Origin of the sequence: Prosthecobacter sp., assembly GCF_020439865.1 — a bacterium.
GTDB lineage: Bacteria > Verrucomicrobiota > Verrucomicrobiia > Verrucomicrobiales > Verrucomicrobiaceae > Prosthecobacter.
The window spans coordinates 1-25,973 of the sequence record NZ_JAGRPF010000058.1 but is presented as its reverse complement, the minus strand read 5'-3'; the positions used below and the strand labels follow the sequence as shown (position 1 = coordinate 25,973).

Below are 25,973 nucleotides of genomic sequence, written 5' to 3'. Positions count from 1 at the left end.
TGGATGTGAAGTCCCCAGTGCCCGTCGTCTGCGCCATCATCGTGCGCGATGAGCGCGTGATGATCGCCCAACGCCCTCCTGACAAAAAGCTCGGCGGCCTGTGGGAGTTTCCTGGCGGCAAGGTCGAACCGGGGGAGACTGCCGAGGCAGCACTCCATCGTGAGCTTCATGAGGAACTCGGATGCACCGTGTGCATCACTCAGGCTTTGGAACCGTTTGCCCACGCTTACCCATGGGGCAGCATCGAATTGATCCCCTTTCTTTGTGAACTCACCGCCGAAAGCGCGGAACCGCATCCGCATGAGCACACAGCGCTCGCATGGGTGGAGCGCAGTCAATTGCAGGCCTACGAACTCGCTCCCGCCGACGTACCGTTGCTCACGGTTTTGATTTAGACGGAGCACGCTTTGGTTTGCCCCAGGCCCCGCGTTGCGCCGCCTTCGCCTCACGTTCCAATGCCCGCAGGTGGCTCTCGAAATCAAACTCGCGCCGTCCGTCCGGCATGAGCGTGCCTTTGGTATGAATCCGGCAGAGACCGGCCCTTACCAGTTTCTCCGACAACTCTTCACCGTCGTCGAAGAACACCAGCGCATAGGAACGTGCACTGTCATACACACGCTCCCATCGTGTCAGGATGGTGAAGTGCCGTTCGCGCAGCAGTGTTTCGGTAAAGGCCTTTGCCTCAAGCCCCACATTGACGGTCTGCGGGATGCTCAGGCCGCCAAAGTATCCCGCCTGATCCTTCAACCGGCTGTTGATGAGCGGATACTGACGCTTTTCCGGACAATCGACGAAGTACAACCGCAGGACGTTCGCTCCTCCATCGTGAGCGATCTTGAAGCTGTCGCCATCGTTGCCGGCATCCTCGATCAACCGTACATGGCGCAGTTCCACGAAGTGACCGTCCGGTTCCGGTGCGTGAGGCGCTGGCTTGTCCCGATAACGATCCCAAACCTGCAGCAGCACGACGATCACCCAGACCATCGCCCAGAGATTTCGCGACAGATTCGACCGCCTCTTCATGTCCCGCGCTTGTTCCCAAACAGATCAATGTGCAGGCGCGGCGAATAGCGCCAACCCGTGCGCTTGCACACCTCCACCAGCCAGGTCTGACGCGTCCGCAGCGCCTCCTGAGTAATTCCCTCAGGCATCAGCAAGATCTTCTCCGGTGGCACAGGCACTCCGATCGACTCGACCACTGCTTGTACCTCCTCGAGATCCGCTTCGCTCGCGACGACAAACTTGAGCTGAAACTCATACGCGGAACACCACGCCCGCAGCACGTCCGGCTGAAGCCGGGTGCGCTCATGTTTCTCCACCCATGCCTTGCCCGCCCGCGCTTCATCAGGTGTCGAATGAGCCAGCTTGGGACTGATCGAAGCAAGATCACAGGCGACATCGTCAGGAGCAATGGTCCCCGCCGTCTCGATCGTGATGTGCTTCCCTGCCTCACGCAGCTTTGCCAGCAGGAGCGGCATTTCTTTGGCAATCATCGGCTCCCCTCCCGTCACGACGACATGTCGCGTCGGATGAGTCATCACCTCTGCCATGATCCCCTCCACGGTCATCTCCGTGCCTTCCGGCTTCCACGACGCGTAAGGCGTGTCGCACCAGACACAGCGAAGGTTGCAGCCCGAAGTCCGCACAAACACCGACGGCACACCGACGAGCGATCCCTCGCCCTGCACGGAGTAGAAAATCTCGGAGATCAACATGGAGCCTTCCACTCTGCCGCGTGGCGGGCAAAAGCAAGCGCGGCGCGTTTCAGCGCTTCGTCGATGTCGGCCTGGGTGTGGGCGAGGCTGATGAACCAAAGGCCGCGTTCGATGGCACGAACGCCTTCTTCCAGGAGACACCGGCGGAGGTGCGCCCAACGTGGGGCGTCCTGGCGAACGGCGTAGTCGCGGTAGTTGGTGATGGGGCCGGAAGGCACACCGGGCTTGAGCATGGTGGCATGAAAAACGAGACCGGCGCCCTGTGGCTGCAGGGGAATGTTGTGCTGCGCGGCGAGTTTCGACAAACCGGCCATCAACTGCTCTCCGAGGGCGATCATGCCTGCGGGGTGCGCATCACCGAGCGCCATGACCTCGTCGAGACACCACTTTGCAGCGGCGAGGCAGAGCGGGTTGGCGTTCAACGTGCCGGCATGGACGACTTCGCCGCTCATGATCTTGGCGAACATCTTTTCCTTTCCTGCGAGGGCCGCAAAAGGCACGCCGCCACCGATCGCCTTGCCGAGAATCGTCAGATCGGGCGTGAAGCCGTAGTGCTTCTGGGCGCAGCCTGCCCCGAAGCGAAAACCGGTGATGGTCTCATCGGCAATCATCACGATACCGTTCTCATCGCACAGTTCGCGGATCGTCTCGATCATGCCGGGCACGGCGGGCATGCAACCGGTGTTGCAAAGCACGGGTTCAAAGATGATCGCGGCGATTTGATCATGATGTTCCGCCACCCGCTGACGCAGATGCTCAGGATCGTTCCAGCGGGCCACGACGAAGGTGCCAAGCACCTCGGGAATGACTCCCTGGCTCGGATGAAGGCGTGTGGGATTGTCTTCGGAGCCCCATTTTCCCGCAGGCGGTGCGAATCCGACGAGCCCTTCATCACTCCAACCATGGTAGTGACCTTCAAACTTCAAAATGAGCGGCCGACCGGTGTGGGCGCGTGCCAGGCGCAGGGCGGACATCACCACCTCAGTCGCCGAATTGTTGAAACGCACGCGTTCCGCCCCCGGAATCATGCTTTGCAGCCTCTCGGCCACGTCGATCTCCAGCTCGCTCTGCGCCGCCCAGTGCGTGCCTTTGTGCGCCTGCACGGCGATGGCGTCAGCCATTCCCTCCGGCGCATGGCCGTAAAGAATCGCCCCCTGGCCGATCTGGAAGTCGATGTACTCGTTGCCATCGACATCGAAGAGCCGCGAACCTTTGCCGTGATCGAAATAGAGAGGCACGGGCACCTCCATTTTGCGGATGCCGCTGTTGATGCCTCCGGCAATGCTGCGCTGGGCACGAGCATAGAGCTCCGTGGATTTCGGAAAGGTGTAGGACATGGCTGGGGATTGGAAAGGTCTCAGCTCAGTGAGGAGCTGTCATACACGACGACGCGCTCCCAGAAGGTCTTGCAGGTGTCCACGAAGCGCTTGTGATCCGGGCAGTCCTTCTGGTAGAACTCGTGCTCCTCCATGGTCTTGAAGCGCAGCGAGATCGAGTAGCTGAACGAGTGATCCGTAACCGGACGCTTTTCCGTGGGCGCAGGTTTGCCGGCGAAACCGCTGGCGAGGTAGCTGATCTTCGGAAGCAGGGCGAGTTCCGATTCAAAGGTGGCGCGTTGTTCGGCGGTGAGGTCAGGCTTGAGCCAGAAATAGACGTTGTGAAGCATGGCGGTAGGATTGCTACGCGGTGAGACCCGTCATGCAATCGTCAAAACACTGGTTCAAAACCCGAACCAGCCTGCATGCCTGATGAATTTGCCAAAAACAGGAGATTCTTGCTAACCCGGAGGGTGTTCGGACGTTTAGGGCAGTGGAGACGATATCATGGGCTCACCAAGCCCGTCGTCTTCACCCGCGCAAAGGACGATGGCCCCACTGGGAACGACTGAAAGTCCGCGTTGCACGCAACCACGAACAATGCAAACCTAGTACCATCATGAACCCCTCATCCATCCTCGCAATCGGTCCTCTCGGCACTCCCGAGATGATCATCATTGGCATCCTCGTTCTCGTGCTTTTTGGCGCGAAAAAACTCCCCACCTTCGCCCGCAGCCTGGGCAAGAGCATGGGTGAATTCAAGAAGGCGCGCACCGAGTTCGAAAAAGAACTGCAGAGCGCGCAGGAGGAAGTCGAGCACCCCAAAATCCAGCCGCCGCAGGAAAAGCGTCAGCCGGTGGCCAATGTGGAAGATTCCTAACCGGCCGCCTCTTCAGGCATGACACGGCTTTTTTATCTCACGCGGCGGGTCTTTGGACCCGCCGTTTTCTTTATCACTGCGGCGCTCCTTTCCGCGGCCGAACCGGAGCGCATCACCTTCTGCTCCTACAACCTGAAGAACTGGCTCACGATGGACCGGTTCGACCGGCAGACCTACAAAACGCTTCCCGCAGCCCCCAAGCCCGAAGAGGAGCGTGGACGCGTGGTAAAGATTCTCGCCGCCATCAAGCCGGACATTCTTGGCGTCTGTGAAATCGGAACCGCCGACGACCTTGCGGATCTCCAGAAGCGGCTCAAAGCGGCCGGCCTTGATCTGCCGCACACCGAACTCGCCCATGGTGGCGACGAGTCACGGCGCCTCGCCCTGCTGTCGCGGCTGCCCATCAAGGCACGCAATTCGCAAACCGAACTCACCTATCAAATCGGCGCACAGACCCTGCCGTTTCAACGGGGCATTCTGGATGTCACGATCAGTCTCTCCCCCACCTTCGATCTGCACCTTCTGGGCGTACATTTGAAATCCATGCGAGAGATCACCGAGGCCGATCAGGCGCAGATGCGTCGCAACGAGGCGCGGCTGTTGCGCAAGCACATCGACTCCATCTTCACCAAGGAACCCGGCGCACGAATCCTGGCCTATGGCGATTTCAACGAGCACCGGAACCAGCCTGCCATCAGTGAGGTCATGGGGAGCCCTCGCACCAGCGACGTGGCGATGCAGGACGTATGGCTGAAGGATCGGAACGGCGAGGTCTGGACGCACTTCTGGGATGCCGCCGACAGCTACTCCCGGCTGGACTACTGCTTCGCCAGTCGTCTGCTGCGGCCGCACATCGACTACCAGCGCAGTTTCATCTACTCCGCCCGCGACTTCGACAAGGCCAGCGACCATCGGCCGCTGGTGATCAAGATCAGTGCCGAGCCGATCTTGAAGAAAGTTGACGTGCCTTGATCCTTACTGACGAACGATCTTCAGCACGCGGTTGTTGTAGCTGTCCGTGATGTAGAGTTCGCCGGTTTGCGGCTGAATCGTCACGCCATGCGGACGTGAAAGCTGGCACTGTTTCGGATCACCGCCCACACCGGCGCTGCCCTGTTTGCCGGTTCCGGCAATGCGTTCGATCTTGCCTGTCGATGGCACATAACGGCGCACGAGATGTGCCTCCGCGTCGGCGATGATCACGCTGTCGTCCTTGTCCACGCACAGATGCTTCGGTCCGTTCATGGTCGCTTCCAGCGCAGGACCGCCGTCCCCTTCCCCGCCCTTCTTGCCGCTGGCATTCACGACCGTGCGGATGTGACCTTCTTTGTCCACCACACGCAGCGCATTGCCGCCACGTTCGAGGATGTAAACATTGCCCTGACGGTCTGCCGCGACCGCACGCGGATCGACCAGCGGCGCATCGACGGCCATGGCCCCGTCCTCGGGTTTGCCTTTCTTGCCATTGCCCGCGATCACCTTGCTCGTGTGCGTGGCGAGGTCGAGTTCATGCACCTGGCGCAGATCAGCGATGTAGAGCTTCGTTCCTTCCGGGTTCAAGGCGATGCAGTAGGGCCCATTGCCGCGCTCCTTGCCCTTCGGCGCCTGCCATCCTTCAAGGGCGCTCACGATGCGCGCCTTCGGATCCACCACACGGACACGACCGTTCCATGTATCGGCGATCAGAATCTTGTTGTCGGGCAGGATCACGAGGTTATGCGGCCCGTTGAATTGTGCGCGGATGGCTTCGCCGCCATCACCGCTGTCGCCGGGGGTGGGCTGACCGGCCACATGCTGGATCATTCCGCCGCCATCCATCTGAAGGAGCCGGTTGCCCGACACCATCTCGATGATCCACATGTGTCCGCCGGAATCAAAGGCGGTGCCAAACGGCTCTTTCAGCTTTGCCTCCGTTGCCTGAATGTTCACCGCATCCTGATCACCGCCCGCGACGAGAACGATTTGATCGGCATGAGCGAGAAAAGGGAAACTGAGCGCGAGAAGGCAGGAGCGGAGTGAGATTGTCATGAAGATATGTGGTTGGCAGAGGAATACTTGATGAAAGCGGACATTTATCCAAGCCATTCGTGCCTGACCGGAGGATCGCACGCGAAGTTTGCGAAAGTTGGCCACCCGGCACGCGGCCTGCTTCGGCTTGTAGATCTTCATGCTCTCTCCCATCCAAGAGTATCTGCAACAACTGCACGCTCGCTACGCTTCGGCCTTGGATGGCAAGGTTGCCGACTACATTCCCGAACTGTCCAAAGCCGACCCAAACTGGTTCGGCATCTGCATTGCCACGCGGGACGGGCATGTCTACGAGGTGGGTGACACCCACCAGACCTTCACCATTCAGTCCATCTCCAAGGCGCTCGTCTACGGCATGGCGCTCGAAGACCGGGGAGAGGAACATGTGCTCTCGCGCATCGGCGTCGAACCTTCCGGCGAGGCTTTCAATGCCATCAGCCTCAAACCAGGCACGGGCTCGCCTTTCAATCCGATGATCAATGCCGGGGCGATCGCGACCTGCGGACAGCTTTTGAACAAGGATGGCAAAAGCCGGATCGAGCGTGTGGTAGAGTACCTTGGCGGCTTTGCCGGACGCGAACTGAAGATCAACAACGGCGTCTACCAAAGCGAAAGCGAGACAGGGCACCGTAATCGCGCCATCGGCTGGCTCCTGCGCAACTTCGGCATTCTCGACGATGATCCGAACGAGACGCTGGAAACTTATTTCAAGCAATGCTCGGTCGAAGTCACCTGCCGTGACCTCGCGCTCATGGGTGCCACACTGGCCAATCAAGGCATCAATCCGCTGACTCAGAAGCGGGCCATCCCGAGTGAATACGTGGACAATGTGCTCGGTGTCATGGCCACCTGCGGCATGTATGACTGGTCCGGTGAGTGGGTGTATCGCGTCGGCCTGCCGGCAAAAAGCGGCGTGGGAGGCGGCATTCTGGCTGTCCTGCCGGGACAGGTGGGCATCGGTGTGTTTTCTCCACCGCTGGACGCCCAGGGCAACAGCTACCGCGGCATCCAGGTCTGCATGGATGTCTCCCGGGAACTGGCGCTGCACATGCTCAACCCAACGGCGACGCCGCGTTCAGCCACGCGCCTCGCCTACCACGGCGGCGAGGTTGTCTCGCGCCGCCGCCTTCCGCCGCAGTCACGTGAACTGCTGCGAGTCAACGGCACCATGATTCAGGTCATGGAGTTGCAGGGCGGCCTCACCTTCACCACCATCGAGCCGGTGATCCGGCAGGCCACCGCCCTCGCAGAAGACTGCAAATACGTCATCTTTGACATGCGTGCGGTGGTGAATGCCAATTCGGTCAGCCTCGAACTTCTCGCCGCCCTGGGCACTCGACTCGCCGCGCAGGGCGTGCGCATGATCATCTGCCAGCCCCGTGGCCTGCTGCCCGCACTGCGCAGCGTTGGCATTGCCACCCACGATATTTTTCCCACCATGGACGCGGCGCTTGAGACCTGCGAGGACGCACTGCTGCTCGAAGTCACCGGTGTTTCGTGGCGTCCCCTGGGCGCATTGAAACTCAAGTCCTGCTCGCTTTTCCGTCATTGCAAGGCCGACGACATCGCCTTCCTCGAGAGGGAACTCCAGCGCCGCCGCTATGACAGCGGCCAGACGATCATCAGCACGGGCGACACGGCAGACGAGATGTTTGTCGTCCTGAGCGGCACCGTCGAAGTGCAAATCCACACGGAGGACAAGTCACGCAAGCGCGTGGACGTGCTCACGTCCGGCATGACCGTGGGCGAGATGGCTTTCCTCGACGGCTCCCCGCGGTCGGCCGATGTCGTGGCGATGGAACCCGTCGAATGCCTCGTGCTTCCCAAACTCTGGTTCGACTCGCTCAATGAAAGACGGCCGACTTTGAAGATCACCCTGCTGCAGGAGATGACGCTCGAGATCTCCTCACGTCTGCGTCAGGCAAACGTGGCCATCTCCGCCTTCCACCGTTTCTGACGCTCACTTCTTCTTCAGCAGTCGCACTCGGTGCGACTCGCTGTCGCCAACGAACACGGTGCCGTCGGCATCACAGAAGACTCCGTGCGGACGCGCCATTTTGCACTTCAATGGATCGCCATCCGGGCCGTCGCCCTTTTCATTCAGGCCCGCGATGAGTTCCAGATTTCCGGTCTTCATGTCGACCATGCGGATGGAATGACTCTCGCAATCCGCGAGCCACACGTTGCCTTCCGCATCAACGGAGATGCCCTTCGGCCCGCTCAGTGTTGCTTCCTTCGCAGGACCGCCGTTGCCGCTGAAACCCTTTTTTCCTGTTCCGGCGATGTGGAAGATCTTGCCTCCATTGAGATCGAATTTGAAGACCTGGTTTCCCTCGCGTGTCGCGAGCCAGAGGTTTCCTTGCTTGTCGAAGTCCATCGAGCGCGGGCCCTTGAGAGGCGTGCCGACGATCGATGCACCGTCCGGCGTCTCGCCCGGCTTTCCGGTGCCCGCAAAGGTGCTGATCGTCCCCGTCTTCATGTCGATCTTGCGGATCACGTTGTTGCCGATGTCACAGACATACAGATCACCCTCGGGTCCAAACTGGATGCTGTGCGGTTGCTTGAACTGCGCGTCCTTCGCCGGACCGCCGTCGCCGCTGTAGCCGGGCTTTCCGGTGCCGGCAAAGGTGGTGATGACCTTCGTCTTCATGTCGATCTTGCGTACGACATGGTTAGTCATGTCGACAACATAAAGATCGCCGTTCGCATCGAAACGCAGCTCATGCGGCAGATTGAAGGTCGCCTGCAAAGCCGGGCCGCCGTCGCCGCTGTAACCTTTTTCTCCCGTGCCGGCGATGGTGCTGATCGTGCCATCCGGCGCCACGCGGCGGATGCGCTGACCGGTGTATTCGCAGAACCAGATCGCGCCGTCCGGTCCGCGCACGACGCCGAAGGGATTGTCGATCTGTGCAGAAGTCGCCGGACCGCCGTCACCGCCGCCACCTTTGACACCGGTTCCGGCAAAAGTGGAGATGGTCCATTCGGCCGCGACGGCAGGAGAAACAACAAGGGCGAGGAAAAGAAGCGTGCGCATGGTGGGTTGGGTGAAGGTGACGATGAAGAACTGAACGTAGGATGCCAAGAAAGAAATTCAGGCGGCTGGATTTCATGTCCAATTCCGCCAGAATCCGCCTGCCACCATGAAACCGCTCTCGTTCCTCGCGTTCCTCGCCCTTCTTTCCAGCTCACAAGCAGCCGTGAAGCTGCCGTCGATCTTCACCGATCACATGGTGCTTCAGCGTGACATGCCCGTTCCCGTCTGGGGCAAGGCGTCACCGGGAGAAGAAGTCACCGTCGAGTTCGCCGGACAAAAGAAGACCACCAAGGCCGATGCGAATGGCAAATGGATGGTGAAGCTCGATCCGCTCACCACCAACGCGGAGCCGCAGGTGCTCAAAGCTGGGAACGTCACGATTCAAGACGTGCTCGTCGGCGAAGTGTGGCTCGCATCGGGACAATCCAACATGGAATGGGAGATGCAGATGAAGGCCGACAGCAAGGCGGACATCCCCGCCGCCTCGCATCCAAACCTGCGCCTCATTGAAGTGCCGAAGACCATTGCGCTCACGCCGCAGGACGATGTGCCGACGAAATGGGACCGCTGCACGCCAGAAAGTGCCGCGCCGTTCTCCTGCGTCGGGTACTACTTCGGTTTGCGACTGTTGGAGGAACTCAAAGTGCCCGTCGGTGTGATTCAGAGCGCCTGGGGCGGCACACGCATTGAGCCGTGGACGAGCTTGGAAGGCTTCGACGCCGTGCCGGAGTTGAAGGACTTTGCTGCAGACACGCGCAACAAGCTTCCCGGCAGCGACGCCTATCGTGCCACGAACGAAAAACATCTCGCCGCCGTCGAACAGTGGTCGAAGGCCGTGCGCGATGCGCTCGACAAAAAACAGGCCGTTCCCGCCGTGCCTGCACAACCGCAGGCGCTGCCGATGAATCAGGGCAGCCCCACCTCGCTCTACAACGCCATGATCCATCCGCTCGTGCCCTTCGCCTTCCGCGGCGCCATCTGGTATCAGGGCGAATCGAACCACAACGAAGGCTTCGTTTACACCGACAAAACGAAAGCGCTGCTCGCCTCCTGGCGCAGTGTGTTTCAGCAGCCCGATCTGCCGTTCTACTTTGTGCAGATCGCGCCTTGGCAATACGGCGATGAGAGCATCGAGATCCTGCCGCAGTTCTGGCAGGCGCAGCGGAAGTGCCTCGACATTCCGCACACCGGCATGGCGGTGATCTCCGACATCGGCGAGATTCCGGACATCCATCCCGCGCACAAGAAAGAAGTCGCGCGCCGTCTCTCGCTCTGGGCCTTGTCGAAGGACTACGGCCGCAGTGACATCGATCCCAACGGCCCGCTTTACGCCAGCCACGCCATCGAAGGCGGCGCGATCCGCGTGAAATTCGACCACGCGAAAAACGGCCTCGCCTCACGCGATGGCAAACCGCTCACTAACTTCGAGATCGCCGGCAGCGATGGCATCTTCCAGCCCGCCGAGGCGAAGATCGACGGCGACAGCCTCCTCGTCAGCTCGGCAAAAGTGCCGCAGCCGCGCCGCGTGCGCTTCGCATGGAGCAAGCTTGCCATTCCGAACCTCATGAACAAGGACGGGCTCACCGCCTGCGCCTTCCACACGCACTGGCCCGTCGATCCCGATCTCGGCGACAACTTTGCCAAAGGCTGCACCTGGGAAAGCAGCGACAAAAACACCTACGGCTGGGACACCGGCCTCACCGACGGTTCCACCCTGCCCCATCCGCCGAACTGCTACGCCACCAGCAACACCGACCAGTTTCCCAAGCACGTCACCATCGACCTCACGCAGCCGCGCACGATTAATCTCGTCCGCGTCGCCGTTCCCGAGATCGGCTCCACCAAAACCGTCGCCGTCTCGATCAGCAGCGACGGCAAAACCTTCCGCGAAGTCGGCAGACACGTCTTCCCGCTCGGCAAAGCCGAACTCGCCGCCGTCGCCTTCCCCGACGCCGAGGCCAAGTTCATCCGCCTCACCTACCTCGACCACCACGCCCAACTCGCCGGCAACTTCCCCAACACCTTCGCCTTCACCAGCGAGGTCGAGGTGTATCGGGTGAAGTAACAGTAGATGTTCTGGTCATAATCGACAGTAAATGATGACGCGTATTTGAAGCTCAAACCGACAGTTCTGTTGCTTGTGAGCACCAGCATCAAAATCGTCCCCATGAAGCCGAAAGTGCGTTGGCACTCGATAAATCTGTAGCGATCCGCACTTTGCAATATGGCTAATTTTAATCACCGCTATCCGCAGAACGTTCCCGGCAGGTTCTACGTCGATGACCAATGCCTCGACCATGACCTTTGCGCCCATCTATGCCCCAAGAACTTCAAGCGCAACGATGCAGGGGGACATTACTTTGTTTACCAGCAGCCCGAGACACCCGAGGAGATTGCGCTTTGCCTTCAAGCTGTTGAAGCATGTCCTGTCGAAGCCATCGGATGCGACGGAGACCAACCACATCCGCCGGAACATCACTTAGCCAAGCCGTGGTGGCGTTTTTGGTAGCTCGACCACCTTCATCGCCGGAATGCGAATCCTCGTTTTCATCCTCGCGCTCTTGAGTTCGTCCGTCATCGCTTTCGCACAGCTTCCTGAAGGTGTGACGGCCACCTCCTTGGGCGAGCGGATTCAGCATTACGACTTCAACAGTGCGGCGCTGAACAAGAAGATGGCGTTCGTGGTGGTGCAGCCGCAGGGGTATCGCACGGAGGGGAAGGCGTGGCCGGTGCTGTTCTTTTTGCATGGACTGGGACGCAAGGAGACGACGCTGATCGATGATGCGGCGAGCCGTGCGCGGTTGCTGGAGCAGCCCTATGTCATCGTGCTGCCGCGCGGCGAAAACGGCTGGTATTTCGACTCGCCCGTCGATCCGGCGCGGCATTACGCGCAGTATCTGGATGAAGTGATCGCGCTGGCAGGTCGTGTGGCGAACTTCAGCGCCGAACGCACGCAGCGCGCCATCGGCGGATGGTCGGCGGGCGGGTTTGGTTCGGTGTGGGCCTGCCTGCGGCATCCGCAGGGTTTCGGAACGCTGGCGACGATCATCGCGGTGGTGAATTTCCCGAGCGCGGAGAGCCGTTTTCCACTCACACCCGCGACCTTCGGCACCGATCCGGCACGCTGGCCGGAATTCAATCCGCTGAACCGTGCCGCCGAGCTGCGCGGACTGAACATCCAGCTCGTCATCGGCGAGCAGGCGTCCGATGCGGTGATGAACGAGCACCTTTCTTCCGCGCTGACGACCGCGAATATTCCGCACGAGGTGAAGCGCCTCCCCGGCGGTCACACTTTTCCCACTGTGCAGGCGGGACTCGGGCCCGTGCTGGACTTTGTGCGCCGGCACATCACTCCGGACGGCAAAGCAGGACAGTGAAGCAACTGGACAAACTTTCTGCGAACCGGCATCATTCCATCCAACGAACCGTGAAACACCTGCTCGCGCTCCTGCTGCTGCTCCCGGGCTTCGTCCACGCGCGAACCCTTGGTTTCTCGCAGATGGAGGACGGCGACAGGATCGAGGTGACGCTGCACTCCACCGGATGCTTCCACAACTACACGTCTTACTTTGAGGTCCGGAGGGACAAGGGCGCGCATCTGTTCACCGAGTATGCGATTACGTGGAAGCGCGGCGCGACGCCTGCGATCGAGGAGAAAAAGATCGTGGGCACGCTGAAGCTGACGGCGCAGGAGATCACGGGATTGGATGCGCTGCTGGGGTACTATCGCGGCAAAAAAACGGAGGCTCGACGACCCAGGTGGACCTGATGGTGGAGTTTTATGAGCCGGGCCGGCAGGTGGGTTTGGAGAAGCTCTTCGATCAGACCGGCGGCTTCGGACTCGAAAACCGCAAAGACCTGGTGACCTTCGAGTTGCTTTCGCGCAGGATCAAAGGCCATGCTTCGCGTTGAGGAACGCAAACAAGGTTTGCCCGCTCATGAGCAAACCGGTTGCCGTGTCTCGCGTCCCGGCCACCAGTGATAAAACAACCGCTCCTTCCTCCAACCAACCATGAAAATCTCCTTCTGCGGCGCCGCGGGCACCACCACGGGTTCGAAACATCTCATCGAGGTCAACGGTCACCGTATTCTTCTCGACTGCGGCCTGTATCAAGGACGACGCCACGAGGCGGTGGAGCGCAACAGCACGTTTCCCTTTGATCCTGCAAAGGTCGATGTCGTGGTGCTTTCTCATGCGCACATCGACCACAGCGGCAACCTGCCGCACCTCTGCAAGCGCGGCTTCACCGGCAACATCTACGCCACGCCCGCCACGCGTGACCTGTGCAGCATCATGCTGCCGGACGCGGCCTACATTCACGAGCGCGACATCGCGTGGCTCAACCGCCACCGCAAAGAGGACAACCTGCCGCTGCTGGAGACGAACTACACACGTGAGGATGCGGAAAAGTGCCTGCGGCAGTTCGTCACCGTGAGCTACCACCGCCCCATGATTCTCGTCGAGGGTGTCACCATGACTTTCATCGATGCCGGCCATCTGCTCGGCTCCGCACAGGTGGTGCTGGACATCGACGACAAGCAGACGGGCAAAAAATCGCGCCTGCTTTTCTCGGGGGACATCGGCCGGCCTGACAACGACCTGCTCATGGACGCCGAGGCGTGTGAAAAGGTCGATTACGTCATCATGGAGAGCACCTACGGCGGGCGGCATCACGAGCTGGCCACGGATGCGAGCGAGCACATGTGCCAGATCATCCGCCGCATCCTGCAGCAGCGTGGGAAGCTGATCATCCCCTCCTTCGCCGTGGAGCGCACGCAGCAGCTGCTCTTCACGCTCGATCAACTGCGTCATGAGAAATGCTTTCCGCTGATTCCCACCTTTGTGGACAGCCCGCTGGCCGTGAAGGCCACCGAGATTTTCCGCCTGCACTTTGACGATCTCAAGCCAGAGGCGCACAACGCCGTATTCATGCGTGACGACCCCTTCGGCTTTGAAGGACTGCAACTCGTCCGCAATGTCGAGGAGTCCAAGAGCCTCAACAAGATCAAGGGAGCTGCCATCATCATCTCCGCCTCAGGCATGGCGGAGTCCGGCCGCATCCTGCACCACCTGCGCAACAACCTCGAAAATGAACGCAACATCATTCTTTTCGTGGGCTACTGCGCCGAAAACACGCTCGGCTGGAAACTGCGTGAAGGGCACAAGAAGGTGAACATCCTCGGCGACGAATTTGAGGTTCACGCCGACATCGAAATCCTCGACTCCTTCTCAGGTCATGCCGACCACGACGAGCTTCTCGGCTGGTTTGACCGCATCAAAGGCCCGAAGAGCCGCGTGTTCCTCGTTCATGGCGAGCCCGAACGTTCCGCCGCACTCAAGGCCGCGCTCGATGAAAAGCACGTCGAAGGCAAGGTGGAGATCGCAGCGCTGAATCAGCACGTGGAACTCTGATCAAGGAGCGGGACTTTCCATATCCCGCCGCCAAGCCAGGCACTTGGCAAGCGCCTTTCCTTGAGACTTTAGTCGTTGCGGAACAGGCGCTTGAAGAAGCGTCCCACCTCGAGGCCCGTGTCACCGGTCCATTCCCAGGCACGGCGAGCGCTGCGCTTCACTTCATCAGCTGCGCGTTCGCCTTTGGATCCTGGCTCGGTCGCAGTCACCGGCGCACCGGGGACATTGCTGGAGAGGCCGTTGTTCCACTGCTGATGGATGACCGCGCCGGTCTCTGCGGAGATGACGACGAAACCGACCTCCACGCCGTTCGAATCATTGAGCGCGAGGCCCCATTCAGGCGCACCGGTGGTCACGTTCGCAGCGAGCTGATAGGCGGCCGTGACAAAGTTGGTCCGGGCGAGCGCCGCGTTCTGCTGAGCGATGCGTCGCGCATCCGACGAACGGTATTTGATGCGATTGAACGAGATTGTCTGGGGCGGCACACGGCTGAGAAGCTTGCTGCCTGCTCCGGCGGCTTTCGGAGCCCAGCCGTTCCGTTCCAAGGTGAGGGTGGCACGCACGAGTTCACCCGGACGGAAGGGATCAAGCGCATAGACGTTCCAAGCCGTCGGCTCACCTGGGCTGGCGGCAGATTGCAGCAACACGACGCCTTCAGATGTGGCGGCACCGTATTCCTGGTCGATGATCGTGGCGATCTCGGGATTGGCTTTGACCAGCGAAGCGCTGGCGAGGAAACAGGCGAGAAGAAGAGCGGTTTTCATAAGATGGATGAGGTTGGAGTCAGAGAAAGGGAGGTTGTTCAATCGCGGCTGCGCAGTTTGGCAAGCAGGCGCAGAATTTCGAGATAGAGCCACACCAGGGTGACGAGCAGGCCAAAGGCGGCATACCACTCCATGTGCTTGGGCGCCCCTGCGGCGCAGCCATTCTCGATGAAATCGAAATCCAGCACGAGATTGAGCGCGGCGATGACGACGACGAAGCCCGAGAAGGCGATGCCGATCCAGCCGTTGCCAAAGAGTCCCGGGACCTGAATGCCAAACATGCCAAGCACGATCGTCGCGAGATAAAAGAGCGCGATGCCTCCTGTGGCTGCGAAGATGCCGAGCTTGAAGTTTTCGGTCGGCTTGATCAGGCCGGTCATGTAGGCCGCGAGCAATGCAAAGAGGATGCCGCAGGTCAGCACCACGGCGCTGAGCACGATGCCGCCAAACTGCCGCTCATACATGGCCGAAATGATGCCAACGATGATTCCCTTCCCCAGAGCATAGACAGGCGCGAGCGCGGGAGCTGTCTTGGGGACGAAAGAAATGATCAGCGCTACTCCCAGCGGAATGATCCAGCCAAAGGTCAGCGCTGAACCGAACCACGCGGGCGGGTTTGAGCTGGTGGCCAGTTTCCAGCTCCAGCTCGCCGCAGTCACGAGCAGCAGGGTGAGAATGGCGGTTTTGACGACGGTGCCATTGAGCGTCATCACACCATCGGTGGCGACGCCGGTGCGGGAGCGTTCGAAGACGTGATCGTTGAGGGTGGGATTGGAAGTGCGCATGATGAGAGAGACGGAGCTCGTCGTCAGACTACAAGACGACCGTCGGGTCGGTCAATCCGCCACTTTGCCTCAATTCAAGCCCCGCAGCGTGAACTAGCACGCCGGATCTGCCGTGCCGTGGTGCTGCATGGCCGCTTTGACAAAACCATGGAAGAGCGGATGCGGATTGTTCGGCTTGGAAAGGAACTCGGGATGGAACTGGCATGCGACGAAGTAGGGATGCGCAGGCAGTTCGATGATTTCGGCGAGATCGCCTCGCGGAGAAGTTCCGGAAATAAGCATGCCCTTGTTCTCCATCAGCTCCTTGTATTCGGAATTGAATTCGAAGCGGTGACGGTGGCGCTCGGTGATGGTGGCACTGTGATAAAGCTCGTAGGCCTTGCTGCCCGGGACGAGATCGGTCACCCAGGAGCCGAGACGCATGGTGCCGCCAAGCTGCTTCACCTTTTTCTGCTCCTCCATCAGGCTGATGACCGGATGCGGCGTGGTTTTGTCAAACTCGGTGCTCGTCGCCCCCTTGAGGTCGCAGACGTTGCGGGCGAACTCGATGACCGCGATTTGCATGCCGAGACAGATGCCGAAATAGGGAATGCCTTTTTCACGCGCGTAGCGTGCGGCGGTGATCTTGCCCTCGGTGCCACGATCGCCGAAACCGCCGGGGATCAGGATGCCCTGCAATCCGGCGAGGTACAGCTCCGGTCCTGCCTTCTCGATGCTCTCGGCATCGACACGGACGATGTCCACCTTGCAGTCGTGCGAGGCACCGGCGTGGGTGAGGGATTCGTAGATGCTCTTGTAGGCGTCCTGAAGTTCGATGTACTTGCCGACGACACCGATGCGGACGTGGTGCGTCGGATGAATGACGCGCTGGACGAAATTGCGCCAGCGGGTGAGATCCGGCTGCGGCGTTTCGAGGTTGAGGATACGGCAGACGTTGTCGTCGAGGCGCTCTTCATGAAGCTTCAACGGAACCTCGTAGATGGTGTGTTTGACGTCGCGCACTTCGACGACGGACTCGATCGGGACATTGCCGAACAGCGAGATCTTCTCGCGCACATCGAGATCGAGCGGATGCTCGGTGCGGCAGAGGATGATCTGCGGGGCGATACCGATCTCGCGCAGCTTCGCGATGCTCTGCTGCGTGGGCTTGGTCTTCAGCTCCTGCGCGGCCTTGATGTAGGGGACGAGCGTGGCGTGAATGAACAGCACGTTTCCAGGACCGACCTCGTGGCCGAACTGACGGATGGCCTCGAGGAACGGCAGGCCTTCGATGTCCCCCACGGTGCCGCCGATTTCGGTGATGATGACGTCGCCGCCCATCTTCTCGGCGACTTCGTGCATGCGCGCCTTGATCTCGTTGGTCACGTGCGGGATCACCTGTACGGTGCGGCCCTGGTATTTGCCGGCACGTTCCTTGTCGAGCACGTTTTGGTACACCTGACCGGAGGTGAGGTTGTTGAGCTTGGAGAGATTCGTGTGCGTGAAACGCTCGTAATGACCGAGGTCGAGGTCGGTTTCCGCGCCGTCGTCGAGCACATACACCTCACCATGCTCGTACGGGTTCATCGTGCCCGGATCGATGTTCAGGTACGGGTCAAACTTCTGCATGATGACCTTGAGGCCGCGCAGTTCGAGCAGGGTGCCGAGCGAGGACGCGGCCAGGCCTTTTCCAAGGGAACTGACAACGCCGCCGGTGACAAAAATGTATTTCATGATGGTTCTCGGTTCGCGGTGCTCGGTTCGCAGTTCAAGAGGAATGTTGCTGAAGATGTTGTTCGATGGCGCGGGCCTGCTCAGGCGTGTCCACGCCGGGGGAAAGCTCGTCCGTCAGGACGACCCGGATGCGCGAGCCGTTCTCGAGAGCACGCAGTTGCTCCAGCGACTCGGTCAGCTCCAGCCGCGACGGCGGCCAGGCCACAAACTGGAAGAGAAAGCTGCGCTGGAAGCCATAGATGCCGAGGTGGCGGTAGCTGCGCGGCCAGGCGGCCGGATTTCGGACGAACGGCATTGGCGAACGCGAGAAATACAGGGCGTCCCCGTGGGTGTCGAAGATGACCTTCACCACGTTCGCGTCACCGATCTGCGCAGGATCGTGGATCGGCGCGGCGGCCGTGATCATTTTCACGCCGGGATCGTCGCGCAGCGTGCGGGCGAGTTCATCGATCAGCGCTGGGGAGATGAGGGGTTCGTCCCCCTGCACGTTGATGATGACGCGATGGTCAGGGAAAGATTTGGCCGCCTCAGCGATGCGATCCGTCCCGCTCGGGTGGTCGGGCGAGGTGATGACCGCTTTGGCCCCGAAACCGGCCGCCGCCTCGGCGATGCGCGCGTCATCGGTGGCGATGATCACGTCGTCGATCTGCTTGCAGTCCTGGCAGCGCTCCCAGACATGCTGTACCAGCGGTTTCCCGGCGATGAGGTGGAGCGGCTTTCCCGGGAACCGGGTGGATCCCCAGCGGGCGGGGATGGCGACGAGAGTGCGGGAGGAGTCGGAGGTTGCCAAAGTGGGCGAGCAGGTTCGCCTGAGATGACGCGGAAGCACTGGCGATGCAAGGGCGATTTGGGCCGCAAAACCGGCTTCCACCCCTCCCCTGATCTGGAGAAAGGCACCCCTCAAATAAAAGCCCCTGACTCCGGTCGGGCTCCCGGGTCATTTAGAACCGGGAGAGGTCGTGGAGTCAGGGGGAAATCAGTGAATGTCGGTTACTTGACGTGCTGGGAGACGAGCTTGGTCATCTCGAACATCGTCACCTGGCTTTTGCCGCCAAAGACGGCTTTCAGCGCCTCGTCGGCGTTGATGTTGGTCTTCTTGGTCTGGTCCTGAAGGCCGTTCGCTTTGATGTATTCCCACAGCTTCTTGGTCAGCTCCCCGCGGGAGAGCGGGGTGGAACCCACCACCTTGGCGAGGACCTCGTCCGGCTGGACGGGCTTCGAAAGGGCTGGATTCAGTTTGCGGGCGGGTTTGGGATTGGGTTGGTCGGACATAGGGTAGAAAGGCTGGCGGCTGACGGCCCCCGGGTCAACCGTGGATGTAGGAAGCTTCGGCGGGGGCGATCAGCCGCCGCCCGGGCGAATTAAGCCGCCAAGGCGAGCAACTGCCGGGGCATGGCCGGGGTTCGCAACCCGCCCGGCGAAGCGCGGAAGGAGGGCAGGATCACGGCCCCGTGGAACAGCTTGCCGAAGTCGGGGTCAATCCACTCCCGGTTGTTGATGGAGGGAAAGAACTTCTCCACGTCCTTCACCTGCATCGTCCCGTTGAGCCAGCGCTTCGACACACGGTCCCAATGGATGAAGCCGTGCAGTTCCATCACCTTCAGCATCAGGAATTCCGCCGATGGTGCGATGTGCCGGCCTGCTTCGAGGCTATCAAAGGCCGCCTGGGAGATCTTGCTGCCATACATGCTTTGGAGACGCGCGCAGGAGGTGCCCGTGACGTCGTGGTAGTAGAGGAGGTCCATGTAGCCACCACCGGTGGTTCTGGCCACAGGGCCTTCGGTGCGGAAGTTTCTTCCAAACTTCCAGATAAAGTCCGCATCCAGCACCTTGGCGACCCATTCGTCGTCCGTTTTGACGAAGACGATGTTACCCAAGTGTCCGTCAGGCCACACCAAATCGTGATCCACGAGCTTCTTGTAGAGTTTCATCACCGCCTCGGCGTACTGGGTGGGCATGGGTGCGCCCGGAACGCTGGTTGCATCCACCACGGGTTCCGCCCCGCGCTGCGCCAGACCGCGCTGCTGTCTCATCAGATCTCCCATGTCGATGCCTTGCCGCCTGGAGGCAATCAGGTCCAACGGGGTACCGGTGGGACCTTCCAGCAACACATCTCGCCATGGTTTGCCACGCAACAGGATGCTGCCTTCGGGCACGAGTTCCTGAACCATGGCAAAGGTGTCCTCAAACTCACGGGAGAGGTCCAGCCGCAACGCAATCTGCGGAACATCCGCCTGGGCGAGCAGGTCGCTTCCATGCACGACCCGGGCGTAGGTGTCGGCGTTCTCGAGGCCGCCAAGCCTGCAGCCAATCTTGACGGCAAGATCGTCGCCCATCTTGTAAACGAAGGAATAAACACCATTTCCGAGGAAGCGGCCCACGGCATAACCACGCCATGAGGAGTTGGGTCTGGGCAGATGGGCGGTGTACGCCAATTGCGTGGCCGCCGCGGTGTTCATGACCTGGGGCGGGAGAACTCCGGCTTCCCTCTGCTCGTGCAGCAGACGAAAGAGCGTCATGACCGCCTCGTCTCCCGCTCCGCCGCGGTTTCCCGCCAGCGCGATCTCCATGGCCCGCCGGCCATCGGCCAGCGACTCCGCGGGCACATCGACCAAGGAGAAGTAGGAACTGCCGATGCGGCGCTCCGGATTCATCAGACTGGTGATCTCCGCCGGCCGGCGGGCAAGATCATCCAAGGTGGCCTTCTCGATCCGGGTGAGAAATCCGGCAGCCGATTCGAGCAACTGCGTTTCCTCGGCGGTCAGCGTGGATCCGCGTTTGGCGGCCGAAGCCACGCGATTGATTTCTTCCAGCATGGCGGCCTGCTGCAGGGGCGGTTTGCCGGCAAACGACCCGTGGAGCGCCGCGGCCAGCACCAGCTCCCTGGGCAGGTTGCGTGCCAGCGTTTTGTATTCCCGGATCTGCACTCCGGCTTCGCCGAGCAGCCGAGGCACCAGAAACGCATTGGCTGCAACACCGAGTGTGTTGCCGAAGACTCCGAGCGCCGTGATCCAGCCGGGCTTGGACAGGCTGCCCTGTCCCTGAAGACGGGTCCACATGAGCTGGCCGCCAGTGAGCACGGCCATCGACTCCGTGTATTCCAAGGCGGCACCGCGGGAGTAATACTCATGAATGTCAGGAACCATGTCCGCCGCGAGAATCAGATCCAGCCCCACGCCGGCCAGGGCGAGCAGGCCCTTTGCATTGCCAAACAACAGACCCATCGGAGAATAGATGCCGGACACCGCGCCATCGTAGGCGTCGGACTGCTTCTGTTTGTCCACGATGGCCTGCGCTTTGCCGGCCACGCTTTGGAGGAGGGCGGGCGCGAGCGGGTCCGGCAGCCACCACTGTTGCTGCTGCGGTGTGTCTGTCTCACGCAGTCGGACGAATTGTCCGGCCATCAGCGGCGTCCAGGATTCGGCACCCAGCGCGACCAGGTTGAAAAGTTCCACCGGATTTCTGGCGTCGGTCTTTTTCAGCTTCGTGAGCGAGGTTTCTGACTTCGCCAGGAATTCGCGGAGTTCCGGCTCGACGTAAACCGCACCTTCGTGAATGCGCGCTGGCACGGGCTTGCGCCACTGCCAGTCATAGCGTTTCAGCAGCTCCGCCGCCGGTTCAGGGTAGTAATTTCTGAAGGCCTGTCCCAGCGGACTGTTGGGGGCGCTGGTCAGGACCATCGCACGAATCTTGTCGAGCGCCAGATACGGCCCCGGCAGCACACTCAAATCGTGAGGTGTCATCGCCACCTCGACTTCCTTGAACAATTCCCGGTACTTCTTCAGCCCCAGTTCTCCCGCTGCGATCATGTGCTCACGCAGCATGAGCAGCACGGCGATCTCACCCACGTTCACCTCGTATTCGGCGTCCGCGCTGCCGTATTTCTCGCTGCTGAAGTCGATGAATGTGCCGTTGGCGGAGACTTTGCCCGCCTTCCGTGCGGCGAGCCGTGCGATCGCTTCATCCCGTGCTCGCGGCGGAGCTCCGGGGATGTAGGAAACCTCCGCTGGAAGTTTCAGCGCCGCCGCTGCTTTCAGAAGGGCTTCGGTGAAGGTGAAACCGATTTCCGCCGGCGATGTGTGAAACTCCAGCGCGCTGCTGACGATCTCCCGGACCGGACCGGGCCAGAGGATTTTGGCGACAAGGATTTCGCCCTTGGTCAACGGGACCGTTGGAGGTCCGCCTGACGGGTGTAGTTCGGCACTCCCCAGAACAAACGGCTCCGAGCGATAGAGCGCGCTGAAGGTTTCACCCGGCACGTTCAACCACAGTCGTTCAGCAGTGGCGACTCGCTGCGCTTCGAAGAACTCCCGGCCTCCGACCTTGACCGGAGTCTCGCCGTCAGCGGTTTTTTTGACGAGGTGGAAGCGGATCTTGGTTCCTTCGGGAATGGGAGCACTGGTGGCGATCTGGAAGACCACATGGTCGGACTCAAATCCCCAGCGCAGGGGTTGCTGCATGTCAGCACGCACCGGCGGCACGGACGGATCGTTCGCAGCGGCAGCCGGCAGCGTGCGGAAACAACCGACGCCGGCGACGTTCCGGCTGAAGGGTTGAACCCAGGGAATCTCCACCGGGCCGAGCTTGAAGGACCGCTGACCGCTGCTGCAGGTCGGACTGATCGTCGCTTTGACGATGTAGGCATCCATGCCGTCCCAGGCGGGTGTCTTCTGTCCGGCCGCCTTTTTCTTTTCCAAGATCTCCCGGAACTCCTTGAAGAGCGGAATGTACTCGTGGGAACAAAAGGTGTAGTAGCCCTGTTCCTTGATCCGGCAGTGGGTCAGGAACTTGTAGGCGGGGCTGTCGACTCCTACGGGCGAAACTTCCGGCGTGGTGCCGATCCGTTCCTTGAGGTGACGCCCGTACACCACCAGCAGGATGTCAAAGCCTCCCAGCCGCTCCTGCGCCGTGAGATCAGAATGCTCTTTCGTCCAGTATTCATTCGAGGCCTTGCGTGGGATGCCGTCGCCGAATTGCTCGACTCCGTAAATCATGGGCAGCGGAAAAGAGAAGGTGATCGGATAGTCGGGCCGCTCTTTCTCCTCCTCCGCGTGCGTCGCGGCGGCCACCTGTTGCAGGGCCTTAGAGAGGTCCAGGGACACACCGCGGTCCAAAGCCACCGGCGTGACGTCCCAGCGCTGGGAGTCGAGGAACTGTTGGAAGCTGGAATCGAGTCCGAAAGCCAGAGGGCCGTCATGGATGGCGAGTTCATCCTCTACCAGCTGGGAGAAGAGCGCCTTGCTCACATCGTCGCCTGATTCACCCCACTCCTCGGCCTGATCCTCGACCGTGGTGTGTTCGGATTTCAGGTAGGCCGCGAGTTCCTGATGAGCTCTCGCCAGTTCCTCAAACCACCGCTGCTCCTGTGGCTGCACGGCGGAGCGCGGCGTGCCGTCCTGTATGGATTTGGCAAAGGCCTTCGCCTTGGTGGAGTTCTGCTGCCGCAGCAGTTCCATTTCTCTCCGCGCCGACTCCAGCACGAGCGAGAAGCGGTCGCGCAGGCCGGATGTCAGCAGTTCCCAGCCGGAGTGCCGGAAGTCGGCAAAGGACATCGTTCCCTGGCGGACCTCCTCGTAGGCTTTTTCGAACTTCTGATGAAGCTCCATCAGCCGGCTGCCGGATTTCTCGAAGGGTGCGCTCAACTCCTCTTCCGAAATGATCGTCTCCAGCAACCCTTGCAGAAGCTTTCCGGACAGGCGGGAATTCAGACGGGTTTTGACGGCCTTGGTGGCCGCGAGGGTTTCCTCGAAACGATGCAGCGTCTCCGTGTGAAACTGCTCTGCTTCTTCCAAAGGCCCGGCCTCGGCAGCCGGCTGGATCACTCCGGCGATCAGAGCCAGCGACAACAGCGATGGTAAGACGGATCGGCGCGGTGCATTCATGGCGATAGATTGGGAGAAGGGTTGCCCGGCTCATTGGGTCTGCAGAGCCTTGTAGCGTTTAAACCAATCCTTCATGTAGGGCTCGCTCAGGTGCTCTTCTTCCTCGACCTTGGTCAGTCTCTTCCATGCCTCGACGAGCCTGGCCCCCACGACCTGAGCACGTGCACCGCCGCTGTCTCCCACATGACTGAGGTCACGCAGGCAGCGCAGGGTGTGTTGCAGGCGTAGTTCGAGATCGGCGGGGACCGTGCCGCTTTCAGACGCCTTGTGAAGGCGCTCCGCGATTCCGGTCGATTGAGCCCAGAGATCGTCCTGCCAGTGATGGTAGGCCTCGATCCTGCCCGGCCACTCGGCGTAGGACAGCAGTCCGATGCCGACACGCCACGCCTCGTAAGCACGGGTGAGTTTTTGAGACAGCGGCTCCGCCTCGTTGCCGCCATACTCCATGAGTCCTTCCGGATTGGCCAGGAAGGCGGAGGACAGTGTGTAGAAAATGAGGTGATCAATGCTCCGATAGGTCACCATGTCAGCAGTCGCCTGCTGGTCCGGCAACACCTTGAGCCCGCCGGGCTTCATCATGATCTGCAGCAGCGCCTGCGCCTTCGGTCGGACGTCCTCGCGAAAATGCAGCCCCCCCTCCGGAGGCCGGACCGCGAGATGCCAGATCTCCTCGGCCTTGATCCCCTCGTCGTAAGCGGGAGATGCGGGAAAACCTCCAGGTGCGGGCGCCGGAGACAGCGTACTCACGGACATCTGCAGGCCCTGAGCAGGCCGGTAATCCGGATGAACCTCGAGCAGTCTGATTTCTTCCCGCACCTTGTCGGCCGAGCAGACCGGCAGCACGATCTCGTTCCGGGCGAGGCAGAGATCCAGAGCCGCGGCACCGACCTCGGAAAGGTCCACTGGAAGCCAGAGCGCCGCGCCTTGCCGGCTTTCTTGTGCAAGCCGCTGCTCCGTCGCGCTGGTCGTGGCAAGACCGCGCAATGCGTCCACCACGGACCTGCGGACCTCAAAGCCATGCTGACGCAAAGCCGTCGCCCGCGGGCTGTCTCCCTTCGCCCAGGCCAGTCGTGCGCGGGCGCTGAGAAGCGCCAGCATCGCGCGGTCCAAACCCGTTTCGTAAATCCCGTAGCGCCGCGTGCGGGCGATCATCTCCATCCACTGCCACGCGTCGCTGTCACGCGACTGCTGCGGCCAGTGCCAGGCCAGCCAGGCGCTGGAGCGCCGTTCCTTCAGCCGACGCTGCTGAAAGAACTCTGCCACCTGATTCTGGCCGGAAGCGCTCGCGGATGAGGCAGGATTCAGTTCTTCAATGAGCCTCCCCTCCTCCAGCTTCTCGCCTGCGGTCGCAGCACCGCCCGTGCCGATGCCCGTCGCGCCTCCGGGATCGATGGCATTGAGAAACTCACCGAGGAACCTCGCGCTGCCGATGCGGGTGCTCAGCATTTCATCCCGGTTCGACGCGAGCTGGCGCAGATCATAAAAGGAATCGAGCTCCTGATGCGGTTTCACCCAGGCATCGGAGATTCGGAACTCAGGCGAGGCTTTCGTGCCGTCCATCGTGAACGCCCGGACAATCAAGGTCGCACGGCCTTCTTCCGTCTCGTAGTCAGCCGTGACATCACGCGCCGGCACGTCTCCCACGATGACGCCGCGGAAGAAAGGCTGCCGGGGCATGCCTTGAGGCGCTTCTCCCGCCTCGTAAACCGGGATCGGCGCGATCTGCGCCCGGATCTCGGCGAGGTGCTTTTCGCCGAGCTTGGTCAGAAACAACGTGTCCGCCCTCACGCCAGACATGCCGACGGCCATCATCCAGCCCAACAGACCCACACGCAAAGCGCCCCGGGTGAAGAAGAACCAATGACTTTGACAGTCCAAGACAGCCCTGCTGGCCGATCTGGGGCGCTGACGATGAAAGGCAGCGATTCTCATGAGGATGCGGCTTGGTGAAGAGCCACGATCGAAGAATACGCCCCATGCCCACGACCCCAAGACCTTTTTAGTAGCGGAATCATGATCCCTTGCGACCGGCGGGCGAGATGCGCCTTGTGTCTCAGCGGGTCAACGGTCCTTTGGCTTTCGAATCTGGTACATTCGCTTTACCCAGTCGTAAGCGCCGAACTCAGGCCGTCGGTCTTGCTTCGTTCGGCTCGTCATTTTCCCTGCCCGCCTCCAGCAGTCGCACCTTCTTTTCCACCAGCGGCAGCCACAGGCTCACCCGCGTGCCCAGGCCCTCGCGGCTTTCGATGTCGATCTCCCCTCCGTGCTCGCGCACGATGCGGCGGACGATCAGCAGGCCCAGGCCGGTGCCGGTGCTGCGGGTGGTGGCGAAGGGCTGGAAGAGCTTGCCCATCTGCTCGGCGCTGATGCCCTTGCCGGTGTCCTCAAAGTTCAGCCGCACCTCGTAGTCGGTGAAGGTGCCGCTGATCGTCAGCGTGCCGCC

General features: G+C 61.0%; 24 protein-coding genes. 10 read left to right on the top strand and 14 right to left on the bottom strand.

The window, feature by feature from the left end; translation table 11 throughout:
- Positions 1 to 5 precede the first annotated feature (5 nt).
- Positions 6 to 395, top strand: a complete 390-nt coding sequence (locus KDL09_RS05785) for a (deoxy)nucleoside triphosphate pyrophosphohydrolase (protein ID WP_294382591.1) — start codon at positions 6 to 8, stop codon at positions 393 to 395.
- Here the strand turns inward: KDL09_RS05785 and KDL09_RS05780 are convergent.
- The 4 genes from KDL09_RS05780 to KDL09_RS05765 are packed head-to-tail and all read right to left on the bottom strand — an operon-like array spanning position 379 to position 3,381.
- Positions 379 to 1,023, bottom strand: coding sequence for a thermonuclease family protein (locus KDL09_RS05780; RefSeq protein WP_294382588.1), 645 nt, complete (start codon positions 1,021 to 1,023; stop codon positions 379 to 381). The genes KDL09_RS05785 and KDL09_RS05780 overlap by 17 nt on opposite strands.
- Positions 1,020 to 1,715 carry a 7-carboxy-7-deazaguanine synthase QueE gene (locus tag KDL09_RS05775; protein WP_294382585.1) on the bottom strand — a complete coding sequence of 232 codons (696 nt, stop codon included), beginning with the start codon at positions 1,713 to 1,715 and terminating at the stop codon, positions 1,020 to 1,022. Before KDL09_RS05775 ends, KDL09_RS05780 begins: the two co-directional genes overlap by 4 nt.
- Entirely contained in the window at positions 1,709 to 3,052 is a 1,344-nt protein-coding gene (locus tag KDL09_RS05770; RefSeq protein WP_294382582.1) for an aspartate aminotransferase family protein, read from the bottom strand. The genes KDL09_RS05775 and KDL09_RS05770 overlap by 7 nt, the downstream gene beginning before the upstream one ends.
- Before the next feature lie 20 nt (positions 3,053 to 3,072).
- Complete coding sequence (locus tag KDL09_RS05765; RefSeq protein ID WP_294382581.1) at positions 3,073 to 3,381, bottom strand: Dabb family protein; 309 nt, start codon at positions 3,379 to 3,381, stop codon at positions 3,073 to 3,075.
- Between the two features lie 269 nt (positions 3,382 to 3,650).
- Between KDL09_RS05765 and KDL09_RS05760 the strand changes: the two genes are divergently transcribed.
- Both KDL09_RS05760 and KDL09_RS05755 read left to right on the top strand, forming a co-directional pair.
- Positions 3,651 to 3,911 carry a twin-arginine translocase TatA/TatE family subunit gene (locus tag KDL09_RS05760; protein ID WP_294382578.1) on the top strand — a complete coding sequence of 87 codons (261 nt, stop codon included), beginning with the start codon at positions 3,651 to 3,653 and terminating at the stop codon, positions 3,909 to 3,911.
- Positions 3,912 to 3,929: 18 nt separating this feature from the next.
- Positions 3,930 to 4,883 (top strand): endonuclease/exonuclease/phosphatase family protein, encoded by a 954-nt coding sequence (locus KDL09_RS05755; RefSeq protein WP_294382576.1) that lies wholly within the window; start codon positions 3,930 to 3,932, stop codon positions 4,881 to 4,883.
- A gap of 3 nt (positions 4,884 to 4,886) precedes the next feature.
- Here the strand turns inward: KDL09_RS05755 and KDL09_RS05750 are convergent, their stop codons facing one another.
- Positions 4,887 to 5,939 carry a hypothetical protein gene (locus tag KDL09_RS05750; protein ID WP_294382573.1) on the bottom strand — a complete coding sequence of 351 codons (1,053 nt, stop codon included), beginning with the start codon at positions 5,937 to 5,939 and terminating at the stop codon, positions 4,887 to 4,889.
- A gap of 139 nt (positions 5,940 to 6,078) precedes the next feature.
- Here KDL09_RS05750 and glsA point away from each other — a divergent pair, with 139 nt between their 5' ends.
- Positions 6,079 to 7,896, top strand: coding sequence for a glutaminase A (glsA, locus tag KDL09_RS05745; RefSeq protein ID WP_294382571.1), 1,818 nt, complete (start codon positions 6,079 to 6,081; stop codon positions 7,894 to 7,896).
- 3 nt (positions 7,897 to 7,899) lie between these two features.
- Here the strand turns inward: glsA and KDL09_RS05740 are convergent, their stop codons facing one another.
- Positions 7,900 to 8,973 carry a hypothetical protein gene (locus KDL09_RS05740; RefSeq protein WP_294382569.1) on the bottom strand — a complete coding sequence of 358 codons (1,074 nt, stop codon included), beginning with the start codon at positions 8,971 to 8,973 and terminating at the stop codon, positions 7,900 to 7,902.
- Positions 8,974 to 9,079: 106 nt separating this feature from the next.
- Between KDL09_RS05740 and KDL09_RS05735 the strand changes: the two genes are divergently transcribed.
- From KDL09_RS05735 to KDL09_RS05710, 6 genes are all read left to right on the top strand, one after another.
- Positions 9,080 to 11,038 carry a sialate O-acetylesterase gene (locus KDL09_RS05735; protein WP_294382566.1) on the top strand — a complete coding sequence of 653 codons (1,959 nt, stop codon included), beginning with the start codon at positions 9,080 to 9,082 and terminating at the stop codon, positions 11,036 to 11,038.
- 159 nt (positions 11,039 to 11,197) lie between these two features.
- Positions 11,198 to 11,482 carry a ferredoxin gene (locus tag KDL09_RS05730; RefSeq protein ID WP_294382563.1) on the top strand — a complete coding sequence of 95 codons (285 nt, stop codon included), beginning with the start codon at positions 11,198 to 11,200 and terminating at the stop codon, positions 11,480 to 11,482.
- A 22-nt stretch (positions 11,483 to 11,504) separates the two neighbouring features.
- Positions 11,505 to 12,350, top strand: coding sequence for an alpha/beta hydrolase-fold protein (locus KDL09_RS05725; protein ID WP_294382559.1), 846 nt, complete (start codon positions 11,505 to 11,507; stop codon positions 12,348 to 12,350).
- A 50-nt stretch (positions 12,351 to 12,400) separates the two neighbouring features.
- Entirely contained in the window at positions 12,401 to 12,742 is a 342-nt protein-coding gene (locus KDL09_RS05720; protein WP_294382557.1) for a hypothetical protein, read from the top strand.
- Positions 12,742 to 12,885: a hypothetical protein gene (locus KDL09_RS05715; protein WP_294382555.1), complete on the top strand. Its 144-nt coding sequence runs from the start codon at positions 12,742 to 12,744 to the stop codon at positions 12,883 to 12,885. The genes KDL09_RS05720 and KDL09_RS05715 overlap by 1 nt, the downstream gene beginning before the upstream one ends.
- Before the next feature lie 100 nt (positions 12,886 to 12,985).
- On the top strand, positions 12,986 to 14,386 hold the full coding sequence (locus KDL09_RS05710; RefSeq protein WP_294382552.1) for an MBL fold metallo-hydrolase: 1,401 nt from the start codon (positions 12,986 to 12,988) through the stop codon (positions 14,384 to 14,386).
- Between the two features lie 68 nt (positions 14,387 to 14,454).
- On the opposite strand, the gene KDL09_RS05705 is transcribed toward KDL09_RS05710, so the two are convergent.
- The 8 genes from KDL09_RS05705 to KDL09_RS05670 form a co-directional block, all read right to left on the bottom strand.
- Positions 14,455 to 15,150: a hypothetical protein gene (locus KDL09_RS05705; protein ID WP_294382547.1), complete on the bottom strand. Its 696-nt coding sequence runs from the start codon at positions 15,148 to 15,150 to the stop codon at positions 14,455 to 14,457.
- A gap of 38 nt (positions 15,151 to 15,188) precedes the next feature.
- Complete coding sequence (locus tag KDL09_RS05700) at positions 15,189 to 15,935, bottom strand: Bax inhibitor-1/YccA family protein (RefSeq protein WP_294382544.1); 747 nt, start codon at positions 15,933 to 15,935, stop codon at positions 15,189 to 15,191.
- Between the two features lie 93 nt (positions 15,936 to 16,028).
- Positions 16,029 to 17,648: a CTP synthase gene (locus KDL09_RS05695; RefSeq protein ID WP_294382543.1), complete on the bottom strand. Its 1,620-nt coding sequence runs from the start codon at positions 17,646 to 17,648 to the stop codon at positions 16,029 to 16,031.
- Between the two features lie 34 nt (positions 17,649 to 17,682).
- Positions 17,683 to 18,438: a 3-deoxy-manno-octulosonate cytidylyltransferase gene (gene kdsB, locus KDL09_RS05690; RefSeq protein ID WP_294382540.1), complete on the bottom strand. Its 756-nt coding sequence runs from the start codon at positions 18,436 to 18,438 to the stop codon at positions 17,683 to 17,685.
- Positions 18,439 to 18,638: 200 nt separating this feature from the next.
- Positions 18,639 to 18,920 carry an SWIB/MDM2 domain-containing protein gene (locus tag KDL09_RS05685; protein ID WP_294382537.1) on the bottom strand — a complete coding sequence of 94 codons (282 nt, stop codon included), beginning with the start codon at positions 18,918 to 18,920 and terminating at the stop codon, positions 18,639 to 18,641.
- 89 nt (positions 18,921 to 19,009) lie between these two features.
- Complete coding sequence (locus KDL09_RS05680) at positions 19,010 to 23,530, bottom strand: hypothetical protein (RefSeq protein WP_294382535.1); 4,521 nt, start codon at positions 23,528 to 23,530, stop codon at positions 19,010 to 19,012.
- A gap of 30 nt (positions 23,531 to 23,560) precedes the next feature.
- Complete coding sequence (locus KDL09_RS05675) at positions 23,561 to 25,462, bottom strand: hypothetical protein (protein ID WP_294382531.1); 1,902 nt, start codon at positions 25,460 to 25,462, stop codon at positions 23,561 to 23,563.
- A 190-nt stretch (positions 25,463 to 25,652) separates the two neighbouring features.
- On the bottom strand, positions 25,653 to 25,973 hold a 321-nt coding region (locus KDL09_RS05670), incomplete at its 5' end, for an ATP-binding protein (RefSeq protein ID WP_294382528.1).

Coding starts and splice junctions, on each gene's coding strand:
- KDL09_RS05705 (WP_294382547.1), bottom strand. CDS start 15,150: ATGAAAACCGCTCTTCTTCTCGCCTGTTTCCTCGCCAGCGCTTCGCTG.
- KDL09_RS05780 (WP_294382588.1), bottom strand. CDS start 1,023: ATGAAGAGGCGGTCGAATCTGTCGCGAAATCTCTGGGCGATGGTCTGG.
- KDL09_RS05695 (WP_294382543.1), bottom strand. CDS start 17,648: ATGAAATACATTTTTGTCACCGGCGGCGTTGTCAGTTCCCTTGGAAAA.
- KDL09_RS05700 (WP_294382544.1), bottom strand. CDS start 15,935: ATGCGCACTTCCAATCCCACCCTCAACGATCACGTCTTCGAACGCTCC.
- KDL09_RS05675 (WP_294382531.1), bottom strand. CDS start 25,462: ATGAGAATCGCTGCCTTTCATCGTCAGCGCCCCAGATCGGCCAGCAGG.
- KDL09_RS05750 (WP_294382573.1), bottom strand. CDS start 5,939: ATGACAATCTCACTCCGCTCCTGCCTTCTCGCGCTCAGTTTCCCTTTT.
- KDL09_RS05685 (WP_294382537.1), bottom strand. CDS start 18,920: ATGTCCGACCAACCCAATCCCAAACCCGCCCGCAAACTGAATCCAGCC.
- KDL09_RS05715 (WP_294382555.1), top strand. CDS start 12,742: ATGGTGGAGTTTTATGAGCCGGGCCGGCAGGTGGGTTTGGAGAAGCTC.
- KDL09_RS05735 (WP_294382566.1), top strand. CDS start 9,080: ATGAAACCGCTCTCGTTCCTCGCGTTCCTCGCCCTTCTTTCCAGCTCA.
- KDL09_RS05760 (WP_294382578.1), top strand. CDS start 3,651: ATGAACCCCTCATCCATCCTCGCAATCGGTCCTCTCGGCACTCCCGAG.
- KDL09_RS05775 (WP_294382585.1), bottom strand. CDS start 1,715: ATGTTGATCTCCGAGATTTTCTACTCCGTGCAGGGCGAGGGATCGCTC.
- KDL09_RS05730 (WP_294382563.1), top strand. CDS start 11,198: ATGGCTAATTTTAATCACCGCTATCCGCAGAACGTTCCCGGCAGGTTC.
- KDL09_RS05740 (WP_294382569.1), bottom strand. CDS start 8,973: ATGCGCACGCTTCTTTTCCTCGCCCTTGTTGTTTCTCCTGCCGTCGCG.
- KDL09_RS05755 (WP_294382576.1), top strand. CDS start 3,930: ATGACACGGCTTTTTTATCTCACGCGGCGGGTCTTTGGACCCGCCGTT.
- KDL09_RS05765 (WP_294382581.1), bottom strand. CDS start 3,381: ATGCTTCACAACGTCTATTTCTGGCTCAAGCCTGACCTCACCGCCGAA.
- KDL09_RS05725 (WP_294382559.1), top strand. CDS start 11,505: ATGCGAATCCTCGTTTTCATCCTCGCGCTCTTGAGTTCGTCCGTCATC.
- KDL09_RS05680 (WP_294382535.1), bottom strand. CDS start 23,530: ATGAATGCACCGCGCCGATCCGTCTTACCATCGCTGTTGTCGCTGGCT.
- KDL09_RS05710 (WP_294382552.1), top strand. CDS start 12,986: ATGAAAATCTCCTTCTGCGGCGCCGCGGGCACCACCACGGGTTCGAAA.
- glsA (WP_294382571.1), top strand. CDS start 6,079: ATGCTCTCTCCCATCCAAGAGTATCTGCAACAACTGCACGCTCGCTAC.
- KDL09_RS05770 (WP_294382582.1), bottom strand. CDS start 3,052: ATGTCCTACACCTTTCCGAAATCCACGGAGCTCTATGCTCGTGCCCAG.